This is a genomic window from Prevotella sp. E13-17, from assembly GCF_022024035.1.
Classification (GTDB): Bacteria; Bacteroidota; Bacteroidia; order Bacteroidales; family Bacteroidaceae; genus Prevotella.
In genome coordinates this window covers 754,785-778,129 of sequence record NZ_CP091787.1, presented here as the reverse complement: position 1 = coordinate 778,129, position 23,345 = coordinate 754,785, and the positions used below count along the sequence as shown (strand labels likewise).

Here is a 23,345-nt window from a genome sequence, read left to right as displayed (position 1 = left end):
CAGATCTTCTGGAACTTAACTATTTTGCTGCATCTTGGATGACGAGACCTGCCAGCATGAAGCCAAAGATGGCGGTGATGTGAGCCAGGGTGCCGTTGATTTGTGCTTTCGACGAGCACCATTCATGGTTCAAGAGACTTTGGTCGCCAGGACCATTCTTTGCTTTGGGGCACATACACTGCTCTGTGCCACAGGTGGCGTTCTGGCCGCGGTTCTCCAGCAGTTCATCGCTATAGACGCACTGAAACTTGCGCTTGGGGAATGTCTTCTGACTCTTGAACTTTTTTCTCAACGCACGTGCCAATGGGTCTCCCTGCACCTTCCAGAACTCAGTGACCTTGATACGCGTGGGGTCCAGTTTCAAGGCAGCACCCATAGAAGAAAACAGCTTTGCCTGCGTGCGACATGCCAATAGTATCAAGTAGGCCTTGTCTTTTAGCGAGTCAATGGCGTCGATGATATAATCATAGGTGTCCAACTGGAAGCTTTCGGCAGTCTCTTCCGAGAAAATTTTCTGTAGTGCGGTAATCTCTACCTTCGGATTGATGCTGAGCAGGCGCTCTTTCAATGCTTCAACCTTCACCTGACCAACGGTTTTCGTCGTGGCCATCAGCTGACGGTTAATATTGGTGATACACACGCGGTCGGAATCGACAATTGTCAACTGGCGGATACCTGAGCGCACCAAGCTCTCGGCACACCAAGAGCCTACACCGCCCACACCAAAGATAATTACTCGTTTCTGGGCAATGCGGTCCATTGCGTCATTACCCAACAGCAACTCACTTCTACGAAAGATTGCACTATCTATAGCCATTATTGTTTGAATTTGGCCGCAAAGGTACAAAAAAAGGAGGAATAATTAATAATAATTACTGAAATACCATGCTTTCGGTACGCAAATGCCGTGAAAGAGGGATTGCAGGAAAGCTGAAAGCACCGTACCTTTGCATTGTCAAAAGCCCCCTAAGTTAGGGGGACTTTAAAAAAGGTAAGAATTATGAACACAGTAAAAGGATTGATTTGGATGATGATGATGGCTGTGGCATTTACAGCCTGCAGCAGTGACGATGAAAGTGCGCCCCTAACGCTTAATTCCCTTGCTGGTGATTTTATCGGTGAGGCAAGTGGAACGTTGGTCTCTATTAATGAGAAGGGAGAGGAACGTAGTCAGGATGTAACACCGCAGGGCACGGAGACGGCTACTGTTAAAGTGAATGATGATGGAACGGTGACACTAAAACAGCCCACTTTCTATGTAGGGAAAAGTGCTTATCCCGGTGCTATCATATATAAAATACCTGCTACGTTGACTGATAATGTAATCACATTCTCAATAAAAGACTATGGCAGTATGAATGGCATTTATACGGTAGCTGGCGATCTTAACGGCAAGTATCAAGATAATCGTCTGATACTAGACTACACATTCAAGCATGCTGGACAGATGGTTGGTACAATTCATTTCGAAGGCATCCGAAAATAAATGAATACTATCGAACAGCATTCTTCTGCTGGTATTTCGTCAGGTGCATCAGTTCTACCCTTTACATTCTTTGTAACGACAGTTATTGGACTGTCGTTTTTTGAGGTTGTAGATATCAATCTTCTCATAGTTGTAGGTCTCGTAGCTGTCATTGGAGGCTCTTTATTATCCACTGACAGACAACAGTACTGGGCAACCGTATTTACTTTTTTCGGCAGTCGAACGGCTGTTACCGCTTCGTTGCTTTGGCTTATAGTAGGTGTCTATGGAAACATCCTGAAGGAGGGACATCTTGTGGAGGGCTTGGTGTGGGCGGCAACCACTCTGGATTGTGGAGGCACGGCATTCATTATTGTTACTTTCCTATTCTCTGGCTTGTTCGCCATATCTACGGGGTCAGGCTTTGGCACGATCAGTGCGATGAGTCTGACGTTATTTCCTGCAGGCATCGCTGTTGGAGGAGATGCGGCTCTTCTGGGTGGAGCCATCCTCTCTGGGGCCGCCTTAGGAGATAGTATCTCGCCAGTTTCTGATACCGCTGTGATAGCTGCCTCTACTCAACAATATGATGATGGCAGGGTGGCAGACGTAGGTGAAAGTATTCGCCATCGTCTGCCCGTTGTTTTATGGGCTGTCGTCCTAACGCTGCTATTCTTTTCTTTTGTGGGATTATGGAGGACGGAGACATTGCAGACAGACATCTCTTCCGGTTCGGATGACTATAAGGGTCTTTTCCTGCTATTTCCAATCCTGGTTGTGATGATACTGGCTTTACGTAAGGTGAATATTTTTGTATTACCATCTTTTCCCTGGTGGCCATTGCTGGTATCCTGATTGCAGCCGTCAACACCATTGCCAATATCTGCGTTGCCCCCTTTGTAAATGATATAGGACAACGGCAGGGAATCCACCCTTTTCGTCGTACCACAATTCTTGCCACCGTTATCTGCACGTTCCCCTTTGTGCTCCCTTATGGTGGGTGCCTGCTCCTTTTGATGAAGGGGGTTGAAGCTTTAGGAGCGACTGTTGAACTGGAAGCAACCGACATGTTCTTCACAACCGTCTATCCCTGGTTCTTGTTGGTATGTTGTTTCATAACATGTATTATCCGTCATCACCATAGAAAATGAATACATTAACGAAATTGATTCATGACGATATGCGTCCAGCATTGGGCGTCACTGAACCTGGAGCCATCGCTTTTGCTGTAGCCTCGGCAAAGGGGTATGTCAAGGGGGATTTAAGGAGCATCCGTCTCACGCTCAACAGTGGCATGTATAAGAATGCCTTCACCTGCGGCATTCCTAATAGTAATGAGGTGGGCATTGCTCATGCTGCTGCTTTAGGTTATGTAGCAGCTGTTGCCGACAAGAAACTGGAATGTCTTGACGGCGTAAAACCTATCCACAACCGTCAGGCAAGGAAGATAGTCAGTGAAGGTCGGATACAAGTGACGATGGGCGATGTATCCAGTCGTATTTACATCCATGCTGTCGTCACAACTGATGAGGGCGATGCAAGTGTTACGATAGAGGACACCCATATTAATATCACAGAGATTGTGCAGAATGGAAAGGTTGTTCTTAAAGCTGCAAAGAAAAAGAACAACGGGAAAAGGGCAGCAGCCGACACCCCTCTGATTCACCGCTATTCTCTACGACAACTGCTGAACTATGTAAACAGGGTTCCTATTGACGAGATAACTTTTATTAGGCATGCTTATGATTTGAATCTCGCCCTTTTTCAGGAAGCACTCCAAAGCAGTAAGGCCACCATTACTGATTACCTGTATTCACAAAACCACCGGCTGGTAATCTCTGCTGACGAACAGAAGACTGCTTCTCTGCTTTGTAATGGCGCTATCGAGGCGCGTGTTCTCGGCTTGTCAAAACCTGCAATGAGCATCACGGGTAGTGGTGCCCATGGCATCATTGCCACGCTTCCTCTTTATGCTTCGTGTCGGGTGAATGGCTATGGTGAGGAACAGTTGCTGCGTGCCACGGCCCTCAGCTATCTTGTCTGTATGTATATTAAGGAATATTCAGGAAAACTCTCTGCTTTCTGTGGATGTGCTATCGCGGCAGGTACTGGAATGGCTTGCGGATTGGCTTATCTGAAGGGTGGAACACATAAGACCTTGACATTGATCATACAGAATATGGCTTCGAGTATCACGGGGATGATTTGTGATGGTGGCAACCATGGCTGTGTGATGAAAGGTATCGTGGCGGTAGATGCCGCCTACCAGTCGGTCAACCTAGCCCTCTGCGGTATTGCTATTGAGCGACAGCACGGCATCAATGGCCCGTCGGCAGAACAAACGATGCGCCACATAGGACTGATTGCATCGCCTGGAATGGTCCAAACAGAGGGTGTTATTGTAGATGTGATGCGTCAGAAATAGTCATTTTTTCATCGAAATACCATACTCTCGGTATGCGAATGCCGCACACGTGGGATTGTGAGAGCCCGAAAACCGCCGTACCTTTGCACCGTCGAAAGTATTAAACGGATAAATAAAAAGGATAAGGTATGAAGAGTTTTCAGACAACACGATTAACAATACTATCTTTTGCCATTGTTTCTCACTGTGCGGCGTTGGCTGCCCCTATTATAGGAATGGTAGCCGACGCCGAGACGGGAGAAGCCATTATTGGTGCAACGATATACGATGCCCGCAATCATGTGGGGGTTATCACCGATGCCGAAGGGCATTTCAGCATTGATGTGACAACTTTTCCATCTGAGTTAAAAATCAGTTACATCGGTTATGAACAGCAGGTCATCAGCGTGAAAGGTAGTGACAAGAATCTCGTAGTGGCTCTGAAAGAGGAAGATCATAAACTGAACGAGGTCGTTGTGGTGGGTTATGGCACTCAGAAACGCACACAACTGACTGGCAGCGTGACTAAGTTGAAGGCCGACATCTTTGAAAAGGTGACTGCTCCGACACTGGACGTCGCCCTTGGCGGACAGGTGGCAGGTCTGAACGTGACTGCCAGCAGCGGTCAGCCGGGTGCCGACAGTCATATACGTATTCGTGGCGGCAACTCGGTAAATGCGAGCAATGAGCCACTTTACGTGGTCGATGGTTTTATCTACTTCAAAGATGCCGCCAACAACAGCACAGGCATTGGCGCCATTGAAGGCTCACTGAACCCACTGGCTACCATCAACCCCAATGACATCGAATCGATAGAGGTGTTGAAAGACATCTCTGCCACCGCCATCTATGGCTCGCGTGGCGCCAACGGTGTGATTCTCATCACCACCAAAAAAGGAAGGCCTGGTGAAGGAAAGGCTCGCGTGAACTATAACTACTCGGTAGGCGTGAGCAATATTGCAAAGAAGTTAGACCTGCTGAATGCCAGCGAATGGGCACAGTATCAGAAAGACTATTACAGCAACAAAGGAGGTTACAGCGATGCGGAGATTGTTGCGCTGGGCACAGGAACCGACTGGCAGGATGCCGTGACTCGCACGGCATTGCAGCAGACCCACGAACTGAGCATCAACGGTGGTACAGAGAAAAACCGCTACGCCTTCTCTGCCAACTATACCGACCAGGAAGGTATCATCCTGAACTCTGGATTTGAACGCTATAACTTCCACACCAACGTGGAATGGGAATTGCAGAAGGATTGGCGCTTTGGCGTCAATGCCACCTACGGACGTTCCAAGCAACAAGGACTGACCACGGCCGAGGCGAAAGTGTTTAATTCTTCGCCATTCTCGGCTGGCATCACCAACAGCTTTGTCTATGCGCTGCTGATGCCCCCCGTAGTCAGCGTCTATCATGCCGACGGCTCTTACAACTTCGACAACCCCTACGAATATGCTTATTTTGCCATTGGCGATCATGCAGCCAACCCTGTGTACGACCTAAAGGAGAGTGTGGCCGAAAACATTAACAACTACCTTTTGACTAACGTATGGACCACTCTGCGTATTGGCCACCTCACCTTTAAGGTCTCACTTGGACTGAACAGCGAGAAACTCTCACAGAACTATTTCTCGGGAGCTTACACCTCACTGGGACTGGCCACACAGGGCATTGGTGGCACAGGCAATCGCCAGACCGATGTCTGGCAACAGGAATACACGGCCACCTACGACCTTGACTTTGACCAGCATCACATCGACGTCTTGGGCGGCTACACGCGCCAGACGCAGACTTCTACATACAGCGCCATCCGCACGAACCACTTCACCAATGAGAGTCTGAAGCAGCACAACCTGGGTGACGGTGCCGAAATCTACACGCCCAAGACGGGCATCAGCGAAGCTCGGCTGAACAGCTTTATTGCTCGCGCCAACTATACGCTGGCCGATCGCTATAATGCCACAGCCACGTTCCGTGCAGACAACAGCAGTCGCTTTGCTGCAGACCATCGTTGGGGCTACTTCCCATCATTGGGGCTTTCGTGGAATGTTGACAGAGAGAAATTTCTGCAGGGTATTCACGGTATCGACTACCTAAAGGTGCGACTGACCGGTGGTCTGGTGGGCAATCAGGAAATCAGCGACTATGCCTTTACCACCAGTTACGCCACTGGTTCGTATGGCGGCAGCAGTAGCTACGCCAAACAAAACACGGCCAACGACAAACTGAAGTGGGAGACCACGGCTTCATATAATTTTGGTATTGACTTGGGATTGTGGAACGACCGCGTAAACGTGGTGTTCGACACCTACTACAAGAAGACCAGCGACTTGCTGCTGGTGGTTCCAATGGGCTTTTCATCGGGTGTCACCACGCAGTTGCAGAACGTAGGTAATGTCGTAAACAAGGGTGCCGAACTGGCAATCAACTCTACAATTCTACAATACAAGGAGTTGCGCTGGACGGCCTCGGTCAACATAGCCTACAACCACAACGAGATTACCAACATGGGCACCACGAACAACGTAATCCAAGGTTCAGACAACCAGCAGATTCTGCGTCGTGGCGAGGCTCTCGGTTCTTTCTACGGATTGCGCTTTGACGGCATTGTTCAGAGCGACGAAGATGTCAGCAAGCTACCCACCGTCAACGGACAGACGCCGAAGCCCGGCGACCTCAAGTTCGTGGATAACGACAAGAATGGCCACATCGATGGTAACGACCGCCAGATTCTGGGTAGCATCCAACCCGATGTCGTCTATGGCTTCTCAACACAACTCACGTGGCACGACTTTGACCTCTCTGCATCGTTTGCCGGAAGCTATGGCAACGAGGTTTACAACGCACTGGGTCGCCGTCTGGAGTTGACCAACGACTCGTACAACGTGCTGAGCACTGTCAAAGACTCATGGACACCAAGTCATGGCGGCAACACGCTACCCCTGGCTTCTAATGCCCGGCCCATTGGCTACATAGACAGTCGCTACGTACAGGATGCCAGCTATTTGAAACTCAGAAACCTGACCATTGGCTACAATCTTAAAGTGGACAGTGCCAAATGGAAAGTTGAAAGTCTTCGCCTCTATGCAACGGCATCAAACCTCTTCACCCTTACATCCTATAAGGGCTACGACCCCGAGGTGGCCAGTGGCACCGACAGCGGTGTCTATCCTTCATCGCGTAGCTTCGTGTTTGGCGTGAACATCTCTTTGTAATCATTCAACTAACATAAAAGAGGAAATAAACATTATTGTATTAACTAAAGGTAAAAAGGAGATTTCAGTATGAAGAAAGCAAGAATCCTACTCAGTGCCGCTTTGGCAACAACCCTTTCATTTGGTTTCGTGTCATGCTCAAGCGATGACACCAATGGCAGTGACAATCAGGTGACGGACGAGAACGTCGTAGCCGACGATGCCTCTGCACTCTCACTCGTCAATGGTGTGTACAGTCACTGGCAGCCACTATCATCATCGTTTTCGTTCATCATTGAACTGAACTCAAACAAGCTCATTTCTTTCGAAGGTGAGGAAAGTGAAGCTGGTCCGGTCAACAGCCGTTTCGAACAGGAGCCCACCACGTGGTATCAAGTTAAGATTTTCAATCACCTGCTGCTCGGCATTGCTCAGGCCAATGAGGCCATCACGACAATCAACAATTCGGTGGAAGCCGGGAAAGTCACACAAGCAGGCTACAACGCTGCAGTTGGTAAAGCTAAGTTTCTGCGTGCTTTGGCCTATCTAAAGTTGGCCCAATTGTGGGGAGAAGTGCCCGTATTCACAGAGAATGGCGGCTCTACAACAGAACGACAGAGCATAGACAACGTGTTGGCTCAGGTGGTTAAAGACCTCACCGATGCTGAGTCACTGCTGAAAGACTACGACGGCGACCCACGCACACCGTCAAAACAAGCAGCGCAGGCTCTGCTGGCTCGCACTTATCTCGTGTGGGGCGACAACCCTCTCTCGGCTGCTGAGGTACAGGCCATTGCAACCAGCCAAACCGATCCTCAGTTCACGAAGACCGACAGTCGCTTGGAGAAAGCTATAGAATATGCCAACAAGGTGATCAACAGTGGACTGCTGGCTCTTGACCCCGACTACAACAAGCTCTATGGCCGCGACTATGAGAGCAACAAGCGCGGCACCAACGAGCATCTGTTCACCATTGCTCACGATGGTGACAAAGTGGATGCCCAGGGCAACCACCAGACACACTGCTCGTGGACCTTCCCCTTCCAGAATGGTGAGAACGGCAACGGCTACACCCAGAACCACACCGAGGTAGCAGATGACAACCTGTATGACGACTGGAAACGCGAACAACCCAACGACAAGCGACTGGCAGAGACCTACCTCATTGAAATCAAAAACCCTGAAGATCAAAAGATCTACCATTACTACTCGCCCGTATATACGCCCATCAACGGCAAAGGAGTTGATCAGAGCTACGAAGACGCCGAGAATCTGGAGATCACTAAAAACAGCGTTGACCGCATCGAAATCCGCTATGCAGAGGTACTGCTCATCAAGGCTGAAGCACTCGTACAGTTGGGTCGCAACAGCGAGGCTGCAGAGCCCTTCAACCAGTTGCGTCGTCGTGCTGGTATTGAAGAAATCAGCGCTCCCACCTTCGAGCAGATCAAACGTGAATGGGACTATGAGTTCACCTACGAGCAGTTCTCCGTGCTCAACTCTTACCGCTGGAAAGATCTCATCAGCAGCGTGAAGAAGGTGGCTAACTATAAGCACTTTGCAGACAACTGGAAGACCTCACTTGGCAACACCTACAATGCTGATCAGGAAGCTTACTTCACCAAAGTGCATAACCACCTGCGTGCAAAGTACAATAACATCCGTGGTCGCCACTACCGTCAACCTATTCCTACTGGCCTCAGTGGTGAAGACCTGGGTATAGCGCAGAATCCTGGATATTAATTAATTCCTAATATCATATAACCAAGAGAGGGGAATGGACTGCAACAGGCAGTCGGTTCCCCTCAATCTATAGTTTATACCTTTTATATGGTATTCGAATGCCTTGAACATGGGATTGTGGGTAAAGAAAAAGCCTAGTACCTTTGCATTGTCAAAAGCCCCCTAAGTTAGGGGGATGGGGGTCTGAACAGGCGCAGGCATCCCATAGAAAGAATATTTTTGGTCTGGTTCTCGTCTGTTCAGACCCCTAATCCCCTAACTTAGGGGACTTCAAAAAAGGTAAGGAATATGAAAAAAGTAAAAGGATTGTTTTTAGTTTTAGTCGTTGCAGCACTGACAGCTTGCAACAGTAACGATGACGGTGTAGAGGCAGGTATTGAAATACCAGGCATCACTATTACGGATGACATAGATTGCTGCTCTGCAGAAGAGGCACTACAGGTGTACCACTTCCTTCAGACCGTAAAGATTGTGCCTGAGCTGCAGACCGAAGTTGACGGTAAATATAATGTCTTTGCCTACACCAAGACGGGGACCTTTCACAATGGCTACAACGAATTATTCTTCGTTGCCACCAAGAAAGCAACCGGCAACTACATCAAGAACTTTGAGATATCGGGCTTAACGCCACTGATGCACATGGTGAAAATGGACATGTATCACAGCACACCAGTAGGACCTGTGGCTGAGAGTTTCAACAATGGCTATCTGGCTGTAAAGCGCACATGGGTTTCATTTGTCATGAACAGCAGCGATGCCGGTTCGTGGAATCTGTCTTACGACGCACTGATACTGGGAGCCAAAGGCGGCATAGAGAAGCACGACATCGTCGTCAATGCCCTGCCCGACGGACAAGCATGGCTGAAATCATTTAAGGTTGACAATGACACCTACTACTTGTCACTGGTAAACCCCACAGACTTTAAAACAGGAACTAACGACATCAGAGCCTACATCTCAAAAAAAAGTGCAAAGGCTTCCGACCCATACCAGATTGCCACCGAGACGTTTACCATCGAAATAGACCCGCGCATGCCAGACATGGGCAACCACACCTCGCCCAACAACACGCCACTCCTGAAACAAGAGGACGGCAGCTATCAAGGCACTATCAACCTGACGATGACCGGTTTGTGGCGCATCCACCTGACGGTCAAGGATGCACAAGGCAACATCGTGGCTGGCGGAGGCGAACTAAGCTCGCTCTACTGGGATGTGACAATCTGATCGCAGACTGAGAAAATAATTTATCGAGACCTAATAGCTAAAAAAACATAGATTGTATGTTAGGAGTCATTTTGCTATCAACTATCCTATTAGGAGATACGCTTGCCACCTCGTCACAACATTTGGACGAGGTGGTCGTCGTATCGCGCGGGCAAAGCGGAAAGCGTTCAGCCAAAGGACAGGCCGCAACCATCGATGAACATCTGCAGGAACTGAACCACGTAGAACTGGTGAGGCGAGGCTCGTATGCCTGGGAACCGACCGTCAACAACATGCAGACAGAGCGTTTGTCCACGACCATCGATGGCATGAAGATTTTCTATGCATGTACGGACAAGATGGATCCCGTCACCTCCTACGTAGAGAGCAGCAACCTGCAGAGCATCAGTCTGAGCAGTGGTCTTAACGGCAATCCACAAGCCACAGGCAATATCGGCGGCGCAATAGATTTAAAACTGCGCAAGGCTGGTTTCCTGCATGACTATGAATCGCACAATTCTCACAACTTCGGTGTCAACACTGGGTATGAGACAAATGGTCATGTTCAGGTGTATGGCACAGACTTGGCATACGCTTCAAAGAAATTCTATGCCAACGGAGGGACTTTCTATCGCCACGCCGACAACTACGAAGCAGGCGGAAACCGCCAAGTAGATTACTCTCAGTTCCAGAAAATAAACACCTTTGTGAACTGCGGCTATCGACTTGCCACCAATGATGCCATCGAAAGTACATTAATCTTTGACCGGGCTACCGATGTGGGCTATCCGGCCTTGAATATGGATGTCGCAAAAGCCGAGGCCATTATCACGTCGTTAGCCTACAAGCACTTGTTCCAGCGCTCGGTGTTGGAATCGTGGGAAACGAAGGGATACTATAACCACATTGTCCACATCATGGACGACACAACACGGCCAGACGTGCAAATCCACATGGACATGCCTGGCAAGAGCTGGACTGCCGGATTTTATTCCATGCTCAACGCTCAGGCTAAGATTCTTGATATGACCAACAATGTATCACTAAACATAGACAGTTACTACAACCGTCTGTTTGCCGACATGACAATGTACCCCGGAGGTGCAGCTCCAATGTATATGGTGACATGGCCTGACGTAGGAACTCTGAACATGGGGGCAGCCCTCACCGACGACATTCGGCTATCAGATCAATCTGCCATTCATTTCTCGGGCAAACTCTCATGGCAGCATCAGCAGCTACATAACGAGGAGGGCTACAAAGCACTGAGCGTCTTCTTTCCGGGCATGCAACGGCAATACCATCAGACCACTGGCCGCATAGCTGTCAACTATCAACTGTCAATGATCAATGGCCAATGGTGCATTGGTGCCGGTTGGGGCAGTCGCGCGCCAACGGTGACAGAGGCCTATGGCTACTATCTGAACAACACGTTCGACCAGTATGACTATATCGGCAATCCACGACTGAAGAACGAGAGTGCGATAGAACTGAACACGAACTTCAATTTTACAATTCTTCCATCTTTCAATTTTTCAATTGATGCCAACGCTTTTCTCTTCTCGAACTATATCATCGGTCAATTCGAGAACAGGTTAAGTGCCATGACTGTTGGAGCAGAGGGAGTGAAGGTGTATGGCAATATCAGCCATGCAACCATAGCAAACATCTCACTATCAACCGAGTGGTGCCCCACAAGAGAGTGGCGCTGGAGTGCAAAAGGCAGCTACAGCACCAGTCGAGACCATGAGGGTGGGAGTCTGCCACTGATAGCACCGCTAAGCTATCAGTCACGACTCAGCTACGCCAAAGGGGCATTGAGTGCACAAGCCGACGTGAAAGGACATGCCCGTCAGGCAAGATTCGGCAGTAAATATGGCGAGACGGGAACGCCTGCATGGACCATCGTCAGCCTGTCTGCCAGCTATCAATTCTCGCTTAAGCGAAGCTCTGCACAGCACGACTCTGCCAATCATCATCGTTTCATCATCCGTGCAGGTATCGAAAACGTCTTCGACAGATACTATACCACCTATTCGGACTGGTGTCATATTCCTCAGAAAGGGCGCAATATTTATATGAATCTATCGTTTGAATTATAATGAAAAGAACATTAATTTGGATACTGGCACTCATCGTAGGTGCCGTTTTGGGATTGTTGGGCATCGCTTGGCTCAATGAAACCATGAACTTCATTGCCACCATCTACACACGTTTGTTTCAACTTTTAGCCGTACCAACTATCGTCTTGGCCGTGATTACCACGCTTTCCACATTCGGATCGAAAGGCACAGGTCGAATCTTTGGACGCACACTGAGCTATACTCTGCTCACGACTACAGCTGCTGCAGCAGTGGGGGCCTTGCTATATGTTTTGATTTCCCCATCTACACTGCCAGAAACAGTCTTAGCAGCACTTCCATCTGGAAATGAAGAAGGGACTGCCGAAGAACTTTCTTACGTTGACCATCTGCTCTCTGTCATCCCCAACAACATCATTAAACCTATTCTCGAGGGCAACGTGCTGTCGCTTCTGCTACTGGCTTTTGCCATTGGCATTGGTCTTTCCAAATTGCCAGACAGCGAGAACAAAGCTGTTGTCATCAAAGGACTACTCGGACTACAGGAGCTATTGTTCTTGTTGATTCGCTGGCTTATCTCAACATTGCCATTGGGCATCGTTGCTTTCTCAGCACAATTAGCTGCACAGGTTAGTGCTGGTGTGATTGCCGACTCGATAGGTCGCTACGTGTTGGTCGTAGTAGGTGGCAATATCATTCAGTTCTTTGTCATTCTGCCTCTGTTTCTTTTAGCAAGAGGTTTAAATCCGATACACGTCTTGGGACAAATGCTGCCAGCCGTATTGATGGCACTTTTCACCAAAAGCAGTGCCGCTACGCTGCCAGTCACCATGGAAACAGCCGAACAACGATTGGGGGTCAAGAAAGACATAGCCCGCTTTGTGCTGCCTATCTGTACCACCATCAACATGAACGGATGTGCTGCATTCATACTTATCACCTCTCTTTTTGTGATGCAACAAGGGGGTGAAGCCATTACCATTGGAACCATCCTGCTATGGCTATTCATTTCTGTTGTCTCTGCCATAGGCAATGCTGGTGTACCTATGGGATGCTATTTCCTGACCCTTTCCCTGATGTCGGGCATCGGTGCACCTGTTGCCGTACTGGGCATCATCTTACCCATCTATACGATTCTCGACATGATAGAAACAGCCGAAAACGTATGGTCAGATTCGTGTGTTGCAGCAATGGTTGACCACGATCTTTAGCCGTTTTTCGTTGAAATACCATCATTATGGTATGCAAATAACCCTCCTGTGGTATTGTAGGGTTGGGAAAAACACCGTAACTTTGCACCGTCGGAAAAACAAAACGACAGTTTGAATATATAATAACTTAATAAAAATAGCTGAAGGATATTCACTATAATTAAAATAAAGGATAAGGTTATGAGTAAAATTGCAAAACAGCTGACTGAGCTCGTCGGCAACACCCCACTTCTGGAGCTCAACAAGTATTCAAAGGCGCAGGGACTGGAAACTCCCATCATCGCCAAAGTAGAATTTTTCAACCCCGGTGGTAGTGTGAAAGACCGCATCGCACTGGCGATGATTGAGGATGCAGAACAAAAAGGCATTCTTAAACCCGGCGCCACCATTATCGAGCCAACCAGTGGTAATACGGGCGTAGGACTGGCACTGGTATCAGCCGTCAAGGGCTACCACCTTATCCTTACCATGCCTGAAACCATGAGTGTAGAGCGCCGTAACCTCGTAAAAGCCTATGGAGCCGAGGTTCGTCTCACCTCAGGGAAAGACGGTATGCCAGGTGCCATCCGCGCTGCCGAGGAGTTGCGCGACAGCATTCCTGGAAGTGTTATTCTGCAACAGTTCGAAAATGGTGCCAACCCCGCCAAGCACTATGCCACTACTGGTCCTGAGATCTGGCGCGACACCGATGGTCTTGTTGACATTTTCATCGGTGGTGTGGGTACTGGTGGAACCATTAGCGGTACTGGCAAATATCTGAAAGAGCAAAATCCCAATGTGAAGATTATTGCTGTAGAACCGAAGTCGAGCCCTGTGCTGAATGGTGGTCAGAGCGGACCTCACAAGATTCAGGGTATCGGTGCTGGCTTTATTCCCAAGACCTACAACTCTGATGTGATAGACGAGGTGTTTGATGTAGAGAACGACGATGCCATCCGCACTGGTCGTGAGATTGCCCAGCAGGAAGGTCTGCTGGTAGGTATCTCTGCAGGTGCTGCACTCTATGCAGCTATCCAGGTGGCTAAGCGCCCGGAGAACAAGGGCAAGAAGATTGTTGTGCTGCTGCCCGACACCGGCGAGCGCTATCTCTCTACCGTTCTCTATGCTTTCGAAGATTATCCCTTGTAAACAAAATAATCGATACCATTTACTGAAGGGGGTGTGCAGTGATGCGTACCCCTTCTTCTTTTTTTAGAGTCACTATTTTACCAAATTGTGTTTTCTTTTATCATAAACGGAATTATCAGGTGTATTCTCCCTTTTTCTTCGTTTCTTTGCACCGCAAACAAAACTAGATAAAAGATTGTTTCCCCAACAGATTATCAACTATAACGAAATAAGAAAATGATAAACGAAAGACAAAAACTTAATCGTGAGTTAGCCCAGATGTTGAAGGGCGGAGTAATTATGGACGTAACAACGCCCGAACAAGCCAGGATTGCCGAGGAAGCAGGTGCTTGCGCCGTGATGGCACTGGAGCGCATTCCTGCCGATATCCGTGCAGCAGGCGGTGTGTCAAGAATGAGCGATCCCAAAATGATTCGCGGCATACAGGAGGCCGTAAGCATCCCCGTGATGGCCAAGTGCCGCATTGGACACATTGCCGAGGCGCAGATTCTGCAGGCCATCGAGATCGACTACATCGACGAGAGCGAGGTGCTGAGTCCTGCCGACAACATCTTTCACATCGACAAGACCAAGTTCGACGTGCCCTTCGTCTGCGGTGCCAAGAACTTGGGTGAGGCACTGCGTCGTATCGCCGAAGGTGCAACGATGATTCGCACCAAAGGCGAGCCAGGGACTGGAGACGTCGTGCAGGCCGTCAGTCACATGCGCATGATGCAGAGCGAGATTCGCCGTCTGGTGAGCATGAGCGAGGACGAGCTCTTTGAGGCAGCCAAGCAGCTGCAGGCTCCCTACGAACTGGTGAAGTTCGTACACGAAAATGGCAAGTTGCCGGTGGTCAACTTCGCCGCTGGTGGTGTAGCAACACCGGCTGATGCTGCATTAATGATGCAGTTAGGAGCTGAGGGTGTTTTCGTTGGCAGTGGCATTTTCAAAAGTGGAAATCCCCGCAAACGTGCTGCAGCTATCGTCAAAGCTGTCACGAACTATCAAGACGCCAAGATGCTAGCCGAACTCTCTGAAGACCTCGGCGAAGCTATGGTAGGCATCAACGAACAGGAGATTGAGTTGTTGATGGCTGAACGAGGGAAATAAGCGCCATGAGAATAGCCGTATTAGCCATACAAGGAGCATTTGCCGAACACGAGCAAATGCTCCACCGCCTCGGTGTTGAGACCTTCCAAGTGCGTCAGTTGGCCGACTGGCAAAAGCCCAAAGACGGCCTCATCATTCCTGGTGGCGAATCGACCACGCAAAGCAAGCTGCTCCGCGATCTGGGACTCTTTGACCCCATCCGCCATGCCATTATCGACGGACTTCCCGTCTTTGGCACCTGTGCCGGACTTATTATACTGTCTCCTATGCATTTAGGCACCATGGACATCAGTGTGCAGCGCAATGCCTATGGCCGCCAACTGGGCAGTTTCCACACCACCGCCGCAATGTCGGACATAGGCGACAACATCCCCATGACCTTTATCCGTGCGCCCTATATCAAGGAAGTATTGTCACCCCTGTGCCAGGTCTTGGCAAAGGTCGATGGACGCATCGTGGCTGCTCGTCAAGGAAAACAGTTAGTCACCGCCTTCCATCCTGAATTAGACAACGACACCAGAGTGCATCAAGCCTTTCTCGACAGTATCACGGAGTAAGCCAAATGATTTTGTCAACTACATGTTGCATTTTCGCCAAATCGCCGCAAAAGTAGGTTAAAAGGAGTTGTTATTCTTTCGAAAAGGAGGTAGAAATAGCGAAAAACTTCTTTTATTTAAAAATAATGTATTACCTTTGCGGTCAGAAAAAAAATTAAACTTCAATCAATAAATTTAAGTAAATAACGATTATGGTAAATTACAAGGATTTGGGTCTCGTAAATACTCGCGAGATGTTCAAGAAGGCTGTAGCCGGTGGTTACGCTATCCCCGCATTCAACTTCAACACCATGGAGCAGATGCAGGCTATCGTTCAGGCTGCTGTTGAAACAAAGTCACCTGTTATCATGCAGGTTTCTAAGGGCGCTCGTAACTACGCCAACGCTACTATCTTGCGTTACATGGCCGAGGGTGCTGTACAGTATGCAAAGGAGCTGGGATGTGAGCATCCTGAGATCGTTCTTCACCTTGACCACGGTGACACCTTCGAGCTCTGTAAGGATTGTATCGACATGGGCTTCTCAAGCGTTATGATCGACGGTTCTTCACTGCCTTACGAGGAGAACATCGCCCTGACCAAGAAGGTTGTTGACTACGCTCACCAGTACGATGTAACTGTTGAGGCTGAGCTCGGCGTTTTGGCTGGTGTTGAGGACGAGGTTGCTGCTGAGGAGTCTCACTACACCAAGCCTGAGGAAGTTATCGACTTCGCTACTCGCACAGGTTGCGACTCACTGGCTATCTCTATCGGTACTTCTCACGGTGCTTACAAGTTCAAGCCCGAGCAGTGCACACGCGATCCCAAGACTGGTAAGCTCGTTCCTCCCCCATTGGCATTCGACGTTCTCGCTGAGATCGAGAAGAAGCTTCCTGGATTCCCCATCGTGCTCCACGGTTCTTCTTCAGTTCCTCAGGACGAGGTTGACACCATCAACAAGTACGGTGGTAACCTGCCCGACGCAGTAGGTATCCCCGAGGAGCAGCTCCGTCAGGCTGCTAAGAGCGCTGTTTGCAAGATCAACATCGACTCTGACTCACGTCTGGCTATGACTGCTGCCATTCGCAAGCACTTCGCTGAGCATCCCGATCACTTCGATCCACGCCAGTACTTGAAGCCCGCTCGCGAGAACATGAAGAAGATGTACATCCACAAGATTGTGAATGTGCTCGGTTCTGACGGCAAACTGGCTCAGTAATCCATAAAGCCCATTATAAAAGAGGGAAAGACCATTGGTTTTTCCCTCTTTCTTTTTGCCTATTACTAAAAAAATGCTTACCTTTGCCAAATAAAACAAAGAAGAACCAAACATGATTGTTTGCATTGCAGAGAAGCCCAGCGTGGCAAAAGATATAGCACGTATCATTGGTGCAACAGCTTCGCACGATGGCTACATGGAGGGTAACGGCTATCAGGTGACGTGGACCTTTGGTCACCTGTGCGAACTGAAGATGCCAGAAGACTATACCCCCATGTGGAAGTCGTGGAGTCTGTCGTCACTCCCCATGATTCCACCTAAATTTGGTATCCGTCTGAAGGAGGACGAAGGCATCAAGAAACAGTTTGCTACCATCGAACGACTGATGTCACAGGCTGACAGCATCATCAACTGTGGTGACGCCGGTCAGGAAGGTGAGCTCATTCAGCGCTGGGTCATGCAGAAGGCACAGGTCAAGTGTCCGGTGCAACGTCTGTGGATTTCATCGATGACCGACGAGGCCATACGCGAGGGTTTTGCCAATCTAAAGGATCAGAACGAATATCAGTCGCTCTATCTTGCTGGGCTAAGTCGTGCCGTGGGCGACTGGCTGTTGGGCATCAACTGTACGCGACTCTACACCATTAAGTATGGTCAGAACCGCCAGGTGCTAAGCATTGGTCGTGTTCAGACCCCTACACTGGCACTGATTGTGAACCGTCAGAAGGAGATTGACAACTTCAAGCCCGAACCCTACTGGGTGCTGGCCACCGTCTATCGCGACACCACGTTCACAGCCACCTCTGGCAAGTTCACCTCTAAGGAAGAAGGTGAACAGGCTTTTGCCACCATCGAGGGAAAGCCCTTTGAAGTAACCAAGGTTGAAAAGAAAAACGGTAAAGAGGCTCCACCATCGCTCTATGACCTCACCTCACTACAGGTGGACTGCAACCGTAAGTTTGGTTTCTCGGCAGAGATGACACTGAATATCATCCAGCAACTCTACGAACAAAAGTTAGCCACCTACCCTCGTGTAGATACCACCTTCCTGCCAGACGACGTCTATCCCAAGTGCCCACAAACCATGAATGGTCTTTTCCAAGTGAAGTTTGCAGGACAGTCGCCCTATGCCGAACTTGTGAAAGCCTTGGGAGGCAAACCGCTCATCAAGTCAAAGAAAGTCTTCGACTCATCAAAGGTGACCGACCACCATGCCATCATCCCCACAGGCATCGTCCCTCAAAACCTCACCGACATGCAGCGCAAGGTGTATGACCTTATAGCCCGCAGGTTTATTGCTGTGTTCTACCCCGATTGTCAGTTTGCACAAACCACCGTACTTGGTAAGGTCGATGGAATTGAGTTTAAGGTGACCGGCCGCACCATCCTTGATGCTGGATGGCGTACTGTTTATGCTAAAGAGGTACAGAGTGATGATGACGAGAAGAAGCCCGATGAAGAAGAGCGCACCCTACCCTCGTTCACAAAGGGAGAGAATGGTCCTCACACCCCCACACTGACCGAGAAGATGACCACACCGCCTAAGTTCTACACCGAGGCCACCCTGCTACGCGCTATGGAGACTGCCGGCAAACTGGTTGACGACGAGGAATTGCGCCGTGCCATGAAGGAGAACGGCATTGGTCGTCCCTCTACACGTGCTGCCATCATCGAGACCCTTTTCAAGCGCCATTACATCAAGAAGGAGCGCAAGAACTTAGTGGCTACGCCAACTGGCATAGAACTAATCGACCTCATCCGTGAAGAACTTTTGAAGAGTGCTGAACTGACTGGTATTTGGGAAAAGAAGCTTCGCGACATTGAAGCCCAGAAATACAACCCACAGGTATTCATCGACGAATTAAAGACACAGGTCAACGACATCGTACGACAGGTCATTGCCGACCAGAGCAACCGTCGAGTAACAATCGAAGCAGCCCCGGTCTCCAAACCAAAGGATGCTCCTAAAGAGAAGACACCCAAAAAGAGACAAAAGAAGACCAAGTCAGCTGCAGAACAGCCAAAAGCAGATACCAATGCCCAAGCTCTTGAGGGAAGTCCTTGTCCTTTGTGCGGCCAAGGCACCATCATCAAGGGAAAGGCGGCCTATGGTTGTTCACGCTGGAAGGAAGGATGTACCTTCCGTTTACCCTTCGACCAGCCCCTTAAGCAATAAAATGTCGATACCGACGTTATATAAGGGTATGCGCAAGATATTCTTTATATTACATATTGTCATGGCCTGCATCCTGCTTTCAGGATGCGGAGCCGACACTGCCATGAAGAAGGGTGACAAATACTATGCCCTTGGAGAATATTACGACGCAGCCACACAATACAAGAAAGCTTATTCACAAACACCTGCCAAGGAACGCCAACTGCGTGGACTTCGTGCGCTAAAGATGGCCGACTGCTATCGTCGCATCAACTACACACAACGAGCCATTGCTGCCTATAAGAATGCCTTACGTTTCAAGCAACAAGACTCACTGACGCTGTTCTACTTGGGGAAACTGCAACTGAAGAATGCCAGCTATAAAGAGGCAGAGAACACCTTTCTCCAGATGATGGAGAATGGCGACCAGTCGCAACTTGCCAAGAACGGTCTGCTGTCGGCCCGCATGGCACCAAAATGGAAAGCAGAAGCCATGTATTCGGGCTACACGGTCAAGAGGGAGAATGTGTTCAATTCGCACCGCGCTGATTACTCACCGATGCTGGCTGGCGATGACTTCGACCAGCTCTACTTCACCTCAACACGCAATCAGGCCAAAGGCGATGAGCTTAGCGGCATCACTGGCATGAAGAATGCCGATATCTTTGTTTCGCAAAAAGATGAGAAGGGGAAATGGCAGAAGCCCGAGGTCATCGAGTCTGAACTAAACAGCGATTTCGACGAGGGTGCCTGCGCCTTTGCGCCCGACTTCAAGACTATGTACCTCACTGTCTGCAAGACCGACCCCAACTACCCACGCTACGCCCAGATAGCCACCGCTACACGTAGTGATGCCTCATGGGGCAAGGCCAACGAATTGGAGATTACCAAGGACACGCTCTCTGCTTTTGCCCATCCTGCCATCTCGCCTGATGGCGAATGGCTCTATTTCGCGAGCGACATGCCTGGCGGATTGGGCGGCTATGACATCTGGCGCATACAGATCACCAGCCATGGATTGGTTGGACTGGAGAACCTTGGCGAACCTATCAACACTGCCGGCAACGAGCTCTTCCCCACCTTCCGACCTAACGGCGACCTCTACTTCTCAAGCGATGGCCACCCAGGCATGGGCGGACTAGACATCTTCATAGCAAAACCCTCCCCCAGTCCCACCGAGGAGGGGAGCCAGGAGAAGACTGAAGAGAGTTTATACACATTAGAACATCCTGGTGCCCCCCTCAACTCGCAAGGCGACGACTTTGGCATGACCTTCGAAGGCCTGCACAACCGTGGCTTTTTCTCGTCGAATCGTGGCAACGCCAATGGCTGGGACCATATCTATTCATTCGAGAAGTCGGAAGTCATCCAGACCGTTAAAGGATGGGTTTACGAGAAAGATGGTTACGAATTGCCACAAGCACTGGTCTATATGGTAGGCAACGATGGCACAAATAAGAAACTGAATGTAAAAGGCGACGGTTCGTTTACCGAAGAGATTCATCCAGGTGTGGATTACGTATTCCTGGGCACCTGCAAAGGATTCCTCAACCACAAGGAAGAACTGCGAGTGGAGCCCGTCAAGGAGTCTGAAGAATACGTCTTGCAATTCCCATTGGCTTCGCTCTCAGCACCGGTGCTGATACGAAACATCTTCTACGATTTCGACAAGGCCACTTTGCGTCCCGAGTCCACGCAGGCACTCGACAGCCTCATCGACCTGCTCAACGAGAACCCCAACATCACCATTGAGCTGAGTTCTCATACAGACTTCCGCGGGGCAGATGCCTACAACCAACGTCTGTCTCAGCGACGTGCTGAGAGCGTGGTTCGCTACCTCATCGACCACGGCATTGCCGAGGATCGTTTGTCGCCCGTGGGCTATGGAGAAGGCAAGCCAAAGGTGGTGAAGCGTAAGCTCACCGAGACCTATCCCTGGCTAAAGGAAGGCGATGTGTTGACCGAGGAGTTTATCAACGCACTAAAGGACGAAGAGAAACAGGAGATTTGTCACCAGCTGAACCGCCGCACCGAGTTTATCGTGCTGCGCACCACCTATGGTCTTAGCGCAACAAATCCCTGATTTTCACATTATCACTATACATCAACTCGATGATGGCCACGAGCAGAAGGCCCACCACCACCGATAGCAGCACCGACAGATTGAAGCTGAACGAGGTTGCCGCCAGTGTGCGTGCCATCACCTCAAACTGTGCCATCAGCGATTCCCATCCGCGGAACATCACAAACAGCACCACGAAGACCGTGATACAGAAGACGTTCCACAATTGCGTAAACCTGTTGACACGTTGCGGCAGTCGCTGCATCACACGATTGGTGAAGCCATCGTCAGCAACAGGTGTTCTGGCTGCTTCACAAAAAAAGTTCTGCAATAAGCGTTCGTTATCTTCCATCATATCCATTCTGTCTTAAATAGGTTGCTAATTTGTCTTTTCCACGCGAGAGGTGCGACTTCACCGTTCCCTCTTTCATACCTGTAATCTTAGCGATGCCGGCTATGTCGTAGCCCTCTATCAACTGTAGTGTGATGCAACTGCGTTCGTCAGGTTTCAGCAATGCCAGCGCAGCATAGATATCCATCTGCAAGGCTGTCTGTCCGCCACTTCCACTTCGTTGCGACACCATGTCCACATCTTCAGTGAGACGGTGCCGACGTGTATAGTCGTAATAGACATTATAAGCGATGCGCATGATCCACGTTTGAAAAGAAGCCAGGCCCTTGAACGACGCAATATTCGTATAGGCCTTGATAAAGGTATCTTGCGCCAAGTCATCGCTCAGCTGACCGTCACCTAGTGTCTGGTTCAGGAAGAACTTGCGCACAGGCGACTGGTATCGGCGCACGAGCTCGTCGAAAGCTCGCTTATTGCCGAACACCGCCACCTGCGCAACTAGAGAAAGGTCACTTAATGTAGCCACTTCTTTTACAAACTTATTTAACTTAACTTATAACGATCTGAGGTTTTTTTCCGGAATCACGATCCATGCTATGATATAGAAGATGATACCACAGAATGCTGTAAACAGTGTCAGTGCTGCATAACCTAAACGCACGAGTACGGGATCAAAATCCAGATATTCTGCCAGTCCTGAGCAGACGCCACCCAATATGCGGTCGTCGCTGCGATATAGTTTCTTTGCCATAATCTTCTTTTCTATTCGTTAATCTTTATTTTGCAGATGGTCCTCTCCCGATCTGTTGATATCGTGCTCATCTCTCAGTTGTTTAGCTTTCTTAGCACCAAACACCTTACCCAGTCCGATACAGAACACCAAGGCACCGATACCGAAGCCCACATTGCCAGCCGTCAGTCCGAGGAATATCATCAGTCCCACTCCCACAAAGCACTGGCGCAGACCTTTCTGATAGTCATCCTCTATGGTCTGAGGCTCCTGTGTCCAGTCTGCATACGCCTGCTTTGGTGCGGCGCCTGCCTCTTGCTGGGATGCCATCTGGGCCATATCCATCATTCTCTGCCGACTACGCTTGCGACTATGTCTGACCACAACAATGATCACAATCGCCATCAGCATAATGGGCATCAGAATGACCAACATGATGATTAAAAAGACAGATGTGACGGCTCCCCATGGTATCAGGGTAAAAGCTCTGTTAAACATCGTCAAATTCTTTTCCAACTCTTCCATTTCCTCGTCATCTGCATCGTAGGTCGTGGTAACTGTTTTCCAGGGTGTTCTTATCGTCCGTGTGACAGTACGATGCGCTGAGGCGGTGTCTGTTGAAGTGGTATCTGAGAACACCTCGACAGCATCTTGACTTGTCGAGTCCACCAGTTCTGCCTGAGGCGTATGGCGGTGCTTCTGCCCCGATGCCGGCATGCAGACGGTGAGGGCCAGTAATATTGTCAATCCTAATAAATACTTTTTCATC

At 49.4% G+C, this 23,345-nt stretch carries 20 protein-coding genes; 15 read left to right on the top strand and 5 right to left on the bottom strand.

Annotated elements, in window-relative coordinates; translation table 11 throughout:
• Positions 1 to 19: 19 nt before the first annotated feature.
• Positions 20 to 817, bottom strand: coding sequence for a ThiF family adenylyltransferase (locus tag L6472_RS02800; RefSeq protein ID WP_237806989.1), 798 nt, complete (start codon positions 815 to 817; stop codon positions 20 to 22).
• A gap of 183 nt (positions 818 to 1,000) precedes the next feature.
• Here L6472_RS02800 and L6472_RS02795 point away from each other — a divergent pair, with 183 nt between their 5' ends.
• The 15 genes from L6472_RS02795 to L6472_RS02725 all read left to right on the top strand — a co-directional run bounded on the left by L6472_RS02795 (position 1,001) and on the right by L6472_RS02725 (position 21,515).
• A complete protein-coding gene (locus tag L6472_RS02795; RefSeq protein WP_237806987.1) occupies positions 1,001 to 1,486 on the top strand; it encodes a calycin-like domain-containing protein in 486 nt (161 codons plus the stop codon).
• A gap of 240 nt (positions 1,487 to 1,726) precedes the next feature.
• Positions 1,727 to 2,320, top strand: coding sequence for a Na+/H+ antiporter NhaC family protein (locus L6472_RS02790; RefSeq protein WP_237806985.1), 594 nt, complete (start codon positions 1,727 to 1,729; stop codon positions 2,318 to 2,320).
• Positions 2,299 to 2,616 carry a hypothetical protein gene (locus L6472_RS02785; RefSeq protein WP_237806983.1) on the top strand — a complete coding sequence of 106 codons (318 nt, stop codon included), beginning with the start codon at positions 2,299 to 2,301 and terminating at the stop codon, positions 2,614 to 2,616. Before L6472_RS02790 ends, L6472_RS02785 begins: the two co-directional genes overlap by 22 nt.
• Positions 2,613 to 3,890, top strand: coding sequence for a serine dehydratase subunit alpha family protein (locus tag L6472_RS02780; RefSeq protein WP_237806981.1), 1,278 nt, complete (start codon positions 2,613 to 2,615; stop codon positions 3,888 to 3,890). Before L6472_RS02785 ends, L6472_RS02780 begins: the two co-directional genes overlap by 4 nt.
• 128 nt (positions 3,891 to 4,018) lie before the next feature.
• Positions 4,019 to 7,084 (top strand): TonB-dependent receptor, encoded by a 3,066-nt coding sequence (locus L6472_RS02775; RefSeq protein ID WP_237806979.1) that lies wholly within the window; start codon positions 4,019 to 4,021, stop codon positions 7,082 to 7,084.
• A 69-nt stretch (positions 7,085 to 7,153) separates the two neighbouring features.
• Positions 7,154 to 8,806 (top strand): RagB/SusD family nutrient uptake outer membrane protein, encoded by a 1,653-nt coding sequence (locus L6472_RS02770; RefSeq protein ID WP_237806977.1) that lies wholly within the window; start codon positions 7,154 to 7,156, stop codon positions 8,804 to 8,806.
• Positions 8,807 to 9,094: 288 nt separating this feature from the next.
• Positions 9,095 to 10,033 (top strand): FixH family protein, encoded by a 939-nt coding sequence (locus L6472_RS02765; RefSeq protein ID WP_237806975.1) that lies wholly within the window; start codon positions 9,095 to 9,097, stop codon positions 10,031 to 10,033.
• A 56-nt stretch (positions 10,034 to 10,089) separates the two neighbouring features.
• On the top strand, positions 10,090 to 12,114 hold the full coding sequence (locus L6472_RS02760) for a hypothetical protein (RefSeq protein WP_237806973.1): 2,025 nt from the start codon (positions 10,090 to 10,092) through the stop codon (positions 12,112 to 12,114).
• Positions 12,114 to 13,304 (top strand): dicarboxylate/amino acid:cation symporter, encoded by a 1,191-nt coding sequence (locus L6472_RS02755; protein WP_237806971.1) that lies wholly within the window; start codon positions 12,114 to 12,116, stop codon positions 13,302 to 13,304. The genes L6472_RS02760 and L6472_RS02755 overlap by 1 nt, the downstream gene beginning before the upstream one ends.
• Before the next feature lie 180 nt (positions 13,305 to 13,484).
• Positions 13,485 to 14,432, top strand: coding sequence for a cysteine synthase A (gene cysK, locus L6472_RS02750; protein WP_237806969.1), 948 nt, complete (start codon positions 13,485 to 13,487; stop codon positions 14,430 to 14,432).
• A 216-nt stretch (positions 14,433 to 14,648) separates the two neighbouring features.
• Complete coding sequence (gene pdxS, locus L6472_RS02745; RefSeq protein ID WP_237806967.1) at positions 14,649 to 15,524, top strand: pyridoxal 5'-phosphate synthase lyase subunit PdxS; 876 nt, start codon at positions 14,649 to 14,651, stop codon at positions 15,522 to 15,524.
• Between the two features lie 5 nt (positions 15,525 to 15,529).
• Complete coding sequence (pdxT, locus tag L6472_RS02740) at positions 15,530 to 16,081, top strand: pyridoxal 5'-phosphate synthase glutaminase subunit PdxT (RefSeq protein ID WP_237806965.1); 552 nt, start codon at positions 15,530 to 15,532, stop codon at positions 16,079 to 16,081.
• Between the two features lie 191 nt (positions 16,082 to 16,272).
• Positions 16,273 to 17,277, top strand: coding sequence for a class II fructose-bisphosphate aldolase (locus L6472_RS02735; RefSeq protein WP_237806963.1), 1,005 nt, complete (start codon positions 16,273 to 16,275; stop codon positions 17,275 to 17,277).
• Between the two features lie 112 nt (positions 17,278 to 17,389).
• Positions 17,390 to 19,453 carry a DNA topoisomerase 3 gene (locus L6472_RS02730; RefSeq protein WP_237806961.1) on the top strand — a complete coding sequence of 688 codons (2,064 nt, stop codon included), beginning with the start codon at positions 17,390 to 17,392 and terminating at the stop codon, positions 19,451 to 19,453.
• Positions 19,454 to 19,481: 28 nt separating this feature from the next.
• Positions 19,482 to 21,515 carry an OmpA family protein gene (locus L6472_RS02725; RefSeq protein ID WP_237806960.1) on the top strand — a complete coding sequence of 678 codons (2,034 nt, stop codon included), beginning with the start codon at positions 19,482 to 19,484 and terminating at the stop codon, positions 21,513 to 21,515.
• Here L6472_RS02725 and L6472_RS02720 read toward each other — a convergent pair.
• The 4 genes from L6472_RS02720 to L6472_RS02705 are packed head-to-tail and all read right to left on the bottom strand — an operon-like array spanning position 21,496 to position 23,344.
• Positions 21,496 to 21,849 (bottom strand): DUF5056 domain-containing protein, encoded by a 354-nt coding sequence (locus L6472_RS02720; protein WP_237806958.1) that lies wholly within the window; start codon positions 21,847 to 21,849, stop codon positions 21,496 to 21,498. The two genes, L6472_RS02725 and L6472_RS02720, sit on opposite strands and share 20 nt — an antisense overlap.
• Positions 21,836 to 22,372 carry an RNA polymerase sigma factor gene (locus L6472_RS02715; RefSeq protein WP_237806956.1) on the bottom strand — a complete coding sequence of 179 codons (537 nt, stop codon included), beginning with the start codon at positions 22,370 to 22,372 and terminating at the stop codon, positions 21,836 to 21,838. The genes L6472_RS02720 and L6472_RS02715 overlap by 14 nt, the downstream gene beginning before the upstream one ends.
• A 27-nt stretch (positions 22,373 to 22,399) precedes the next feature.
• Positions 22,400 to 22,597, bottom strand: a complete 198-nt coding sequence (locus tag L6472_RS02710) for a PspC domain-containing protein (RefSeq protein WP_237806954.1) — start codon at positions 22,595 to 22,597, stop codon at positions 22,400 to 22,402.
• An 18-nt stretch (positions 22,598 to 22,615) separates the two neighbouring features.
• Entirely contained in the window at positions 22,616 to 23,344 is a 729-nt protein-coding gene (locus L6472_RS02705) for a DUF6249 domain-containing protein (RefSeq protein ID WP_237806952.1), read from the bottom strand.
• Position 23,345: the final 1 nt, after the last annotated feature.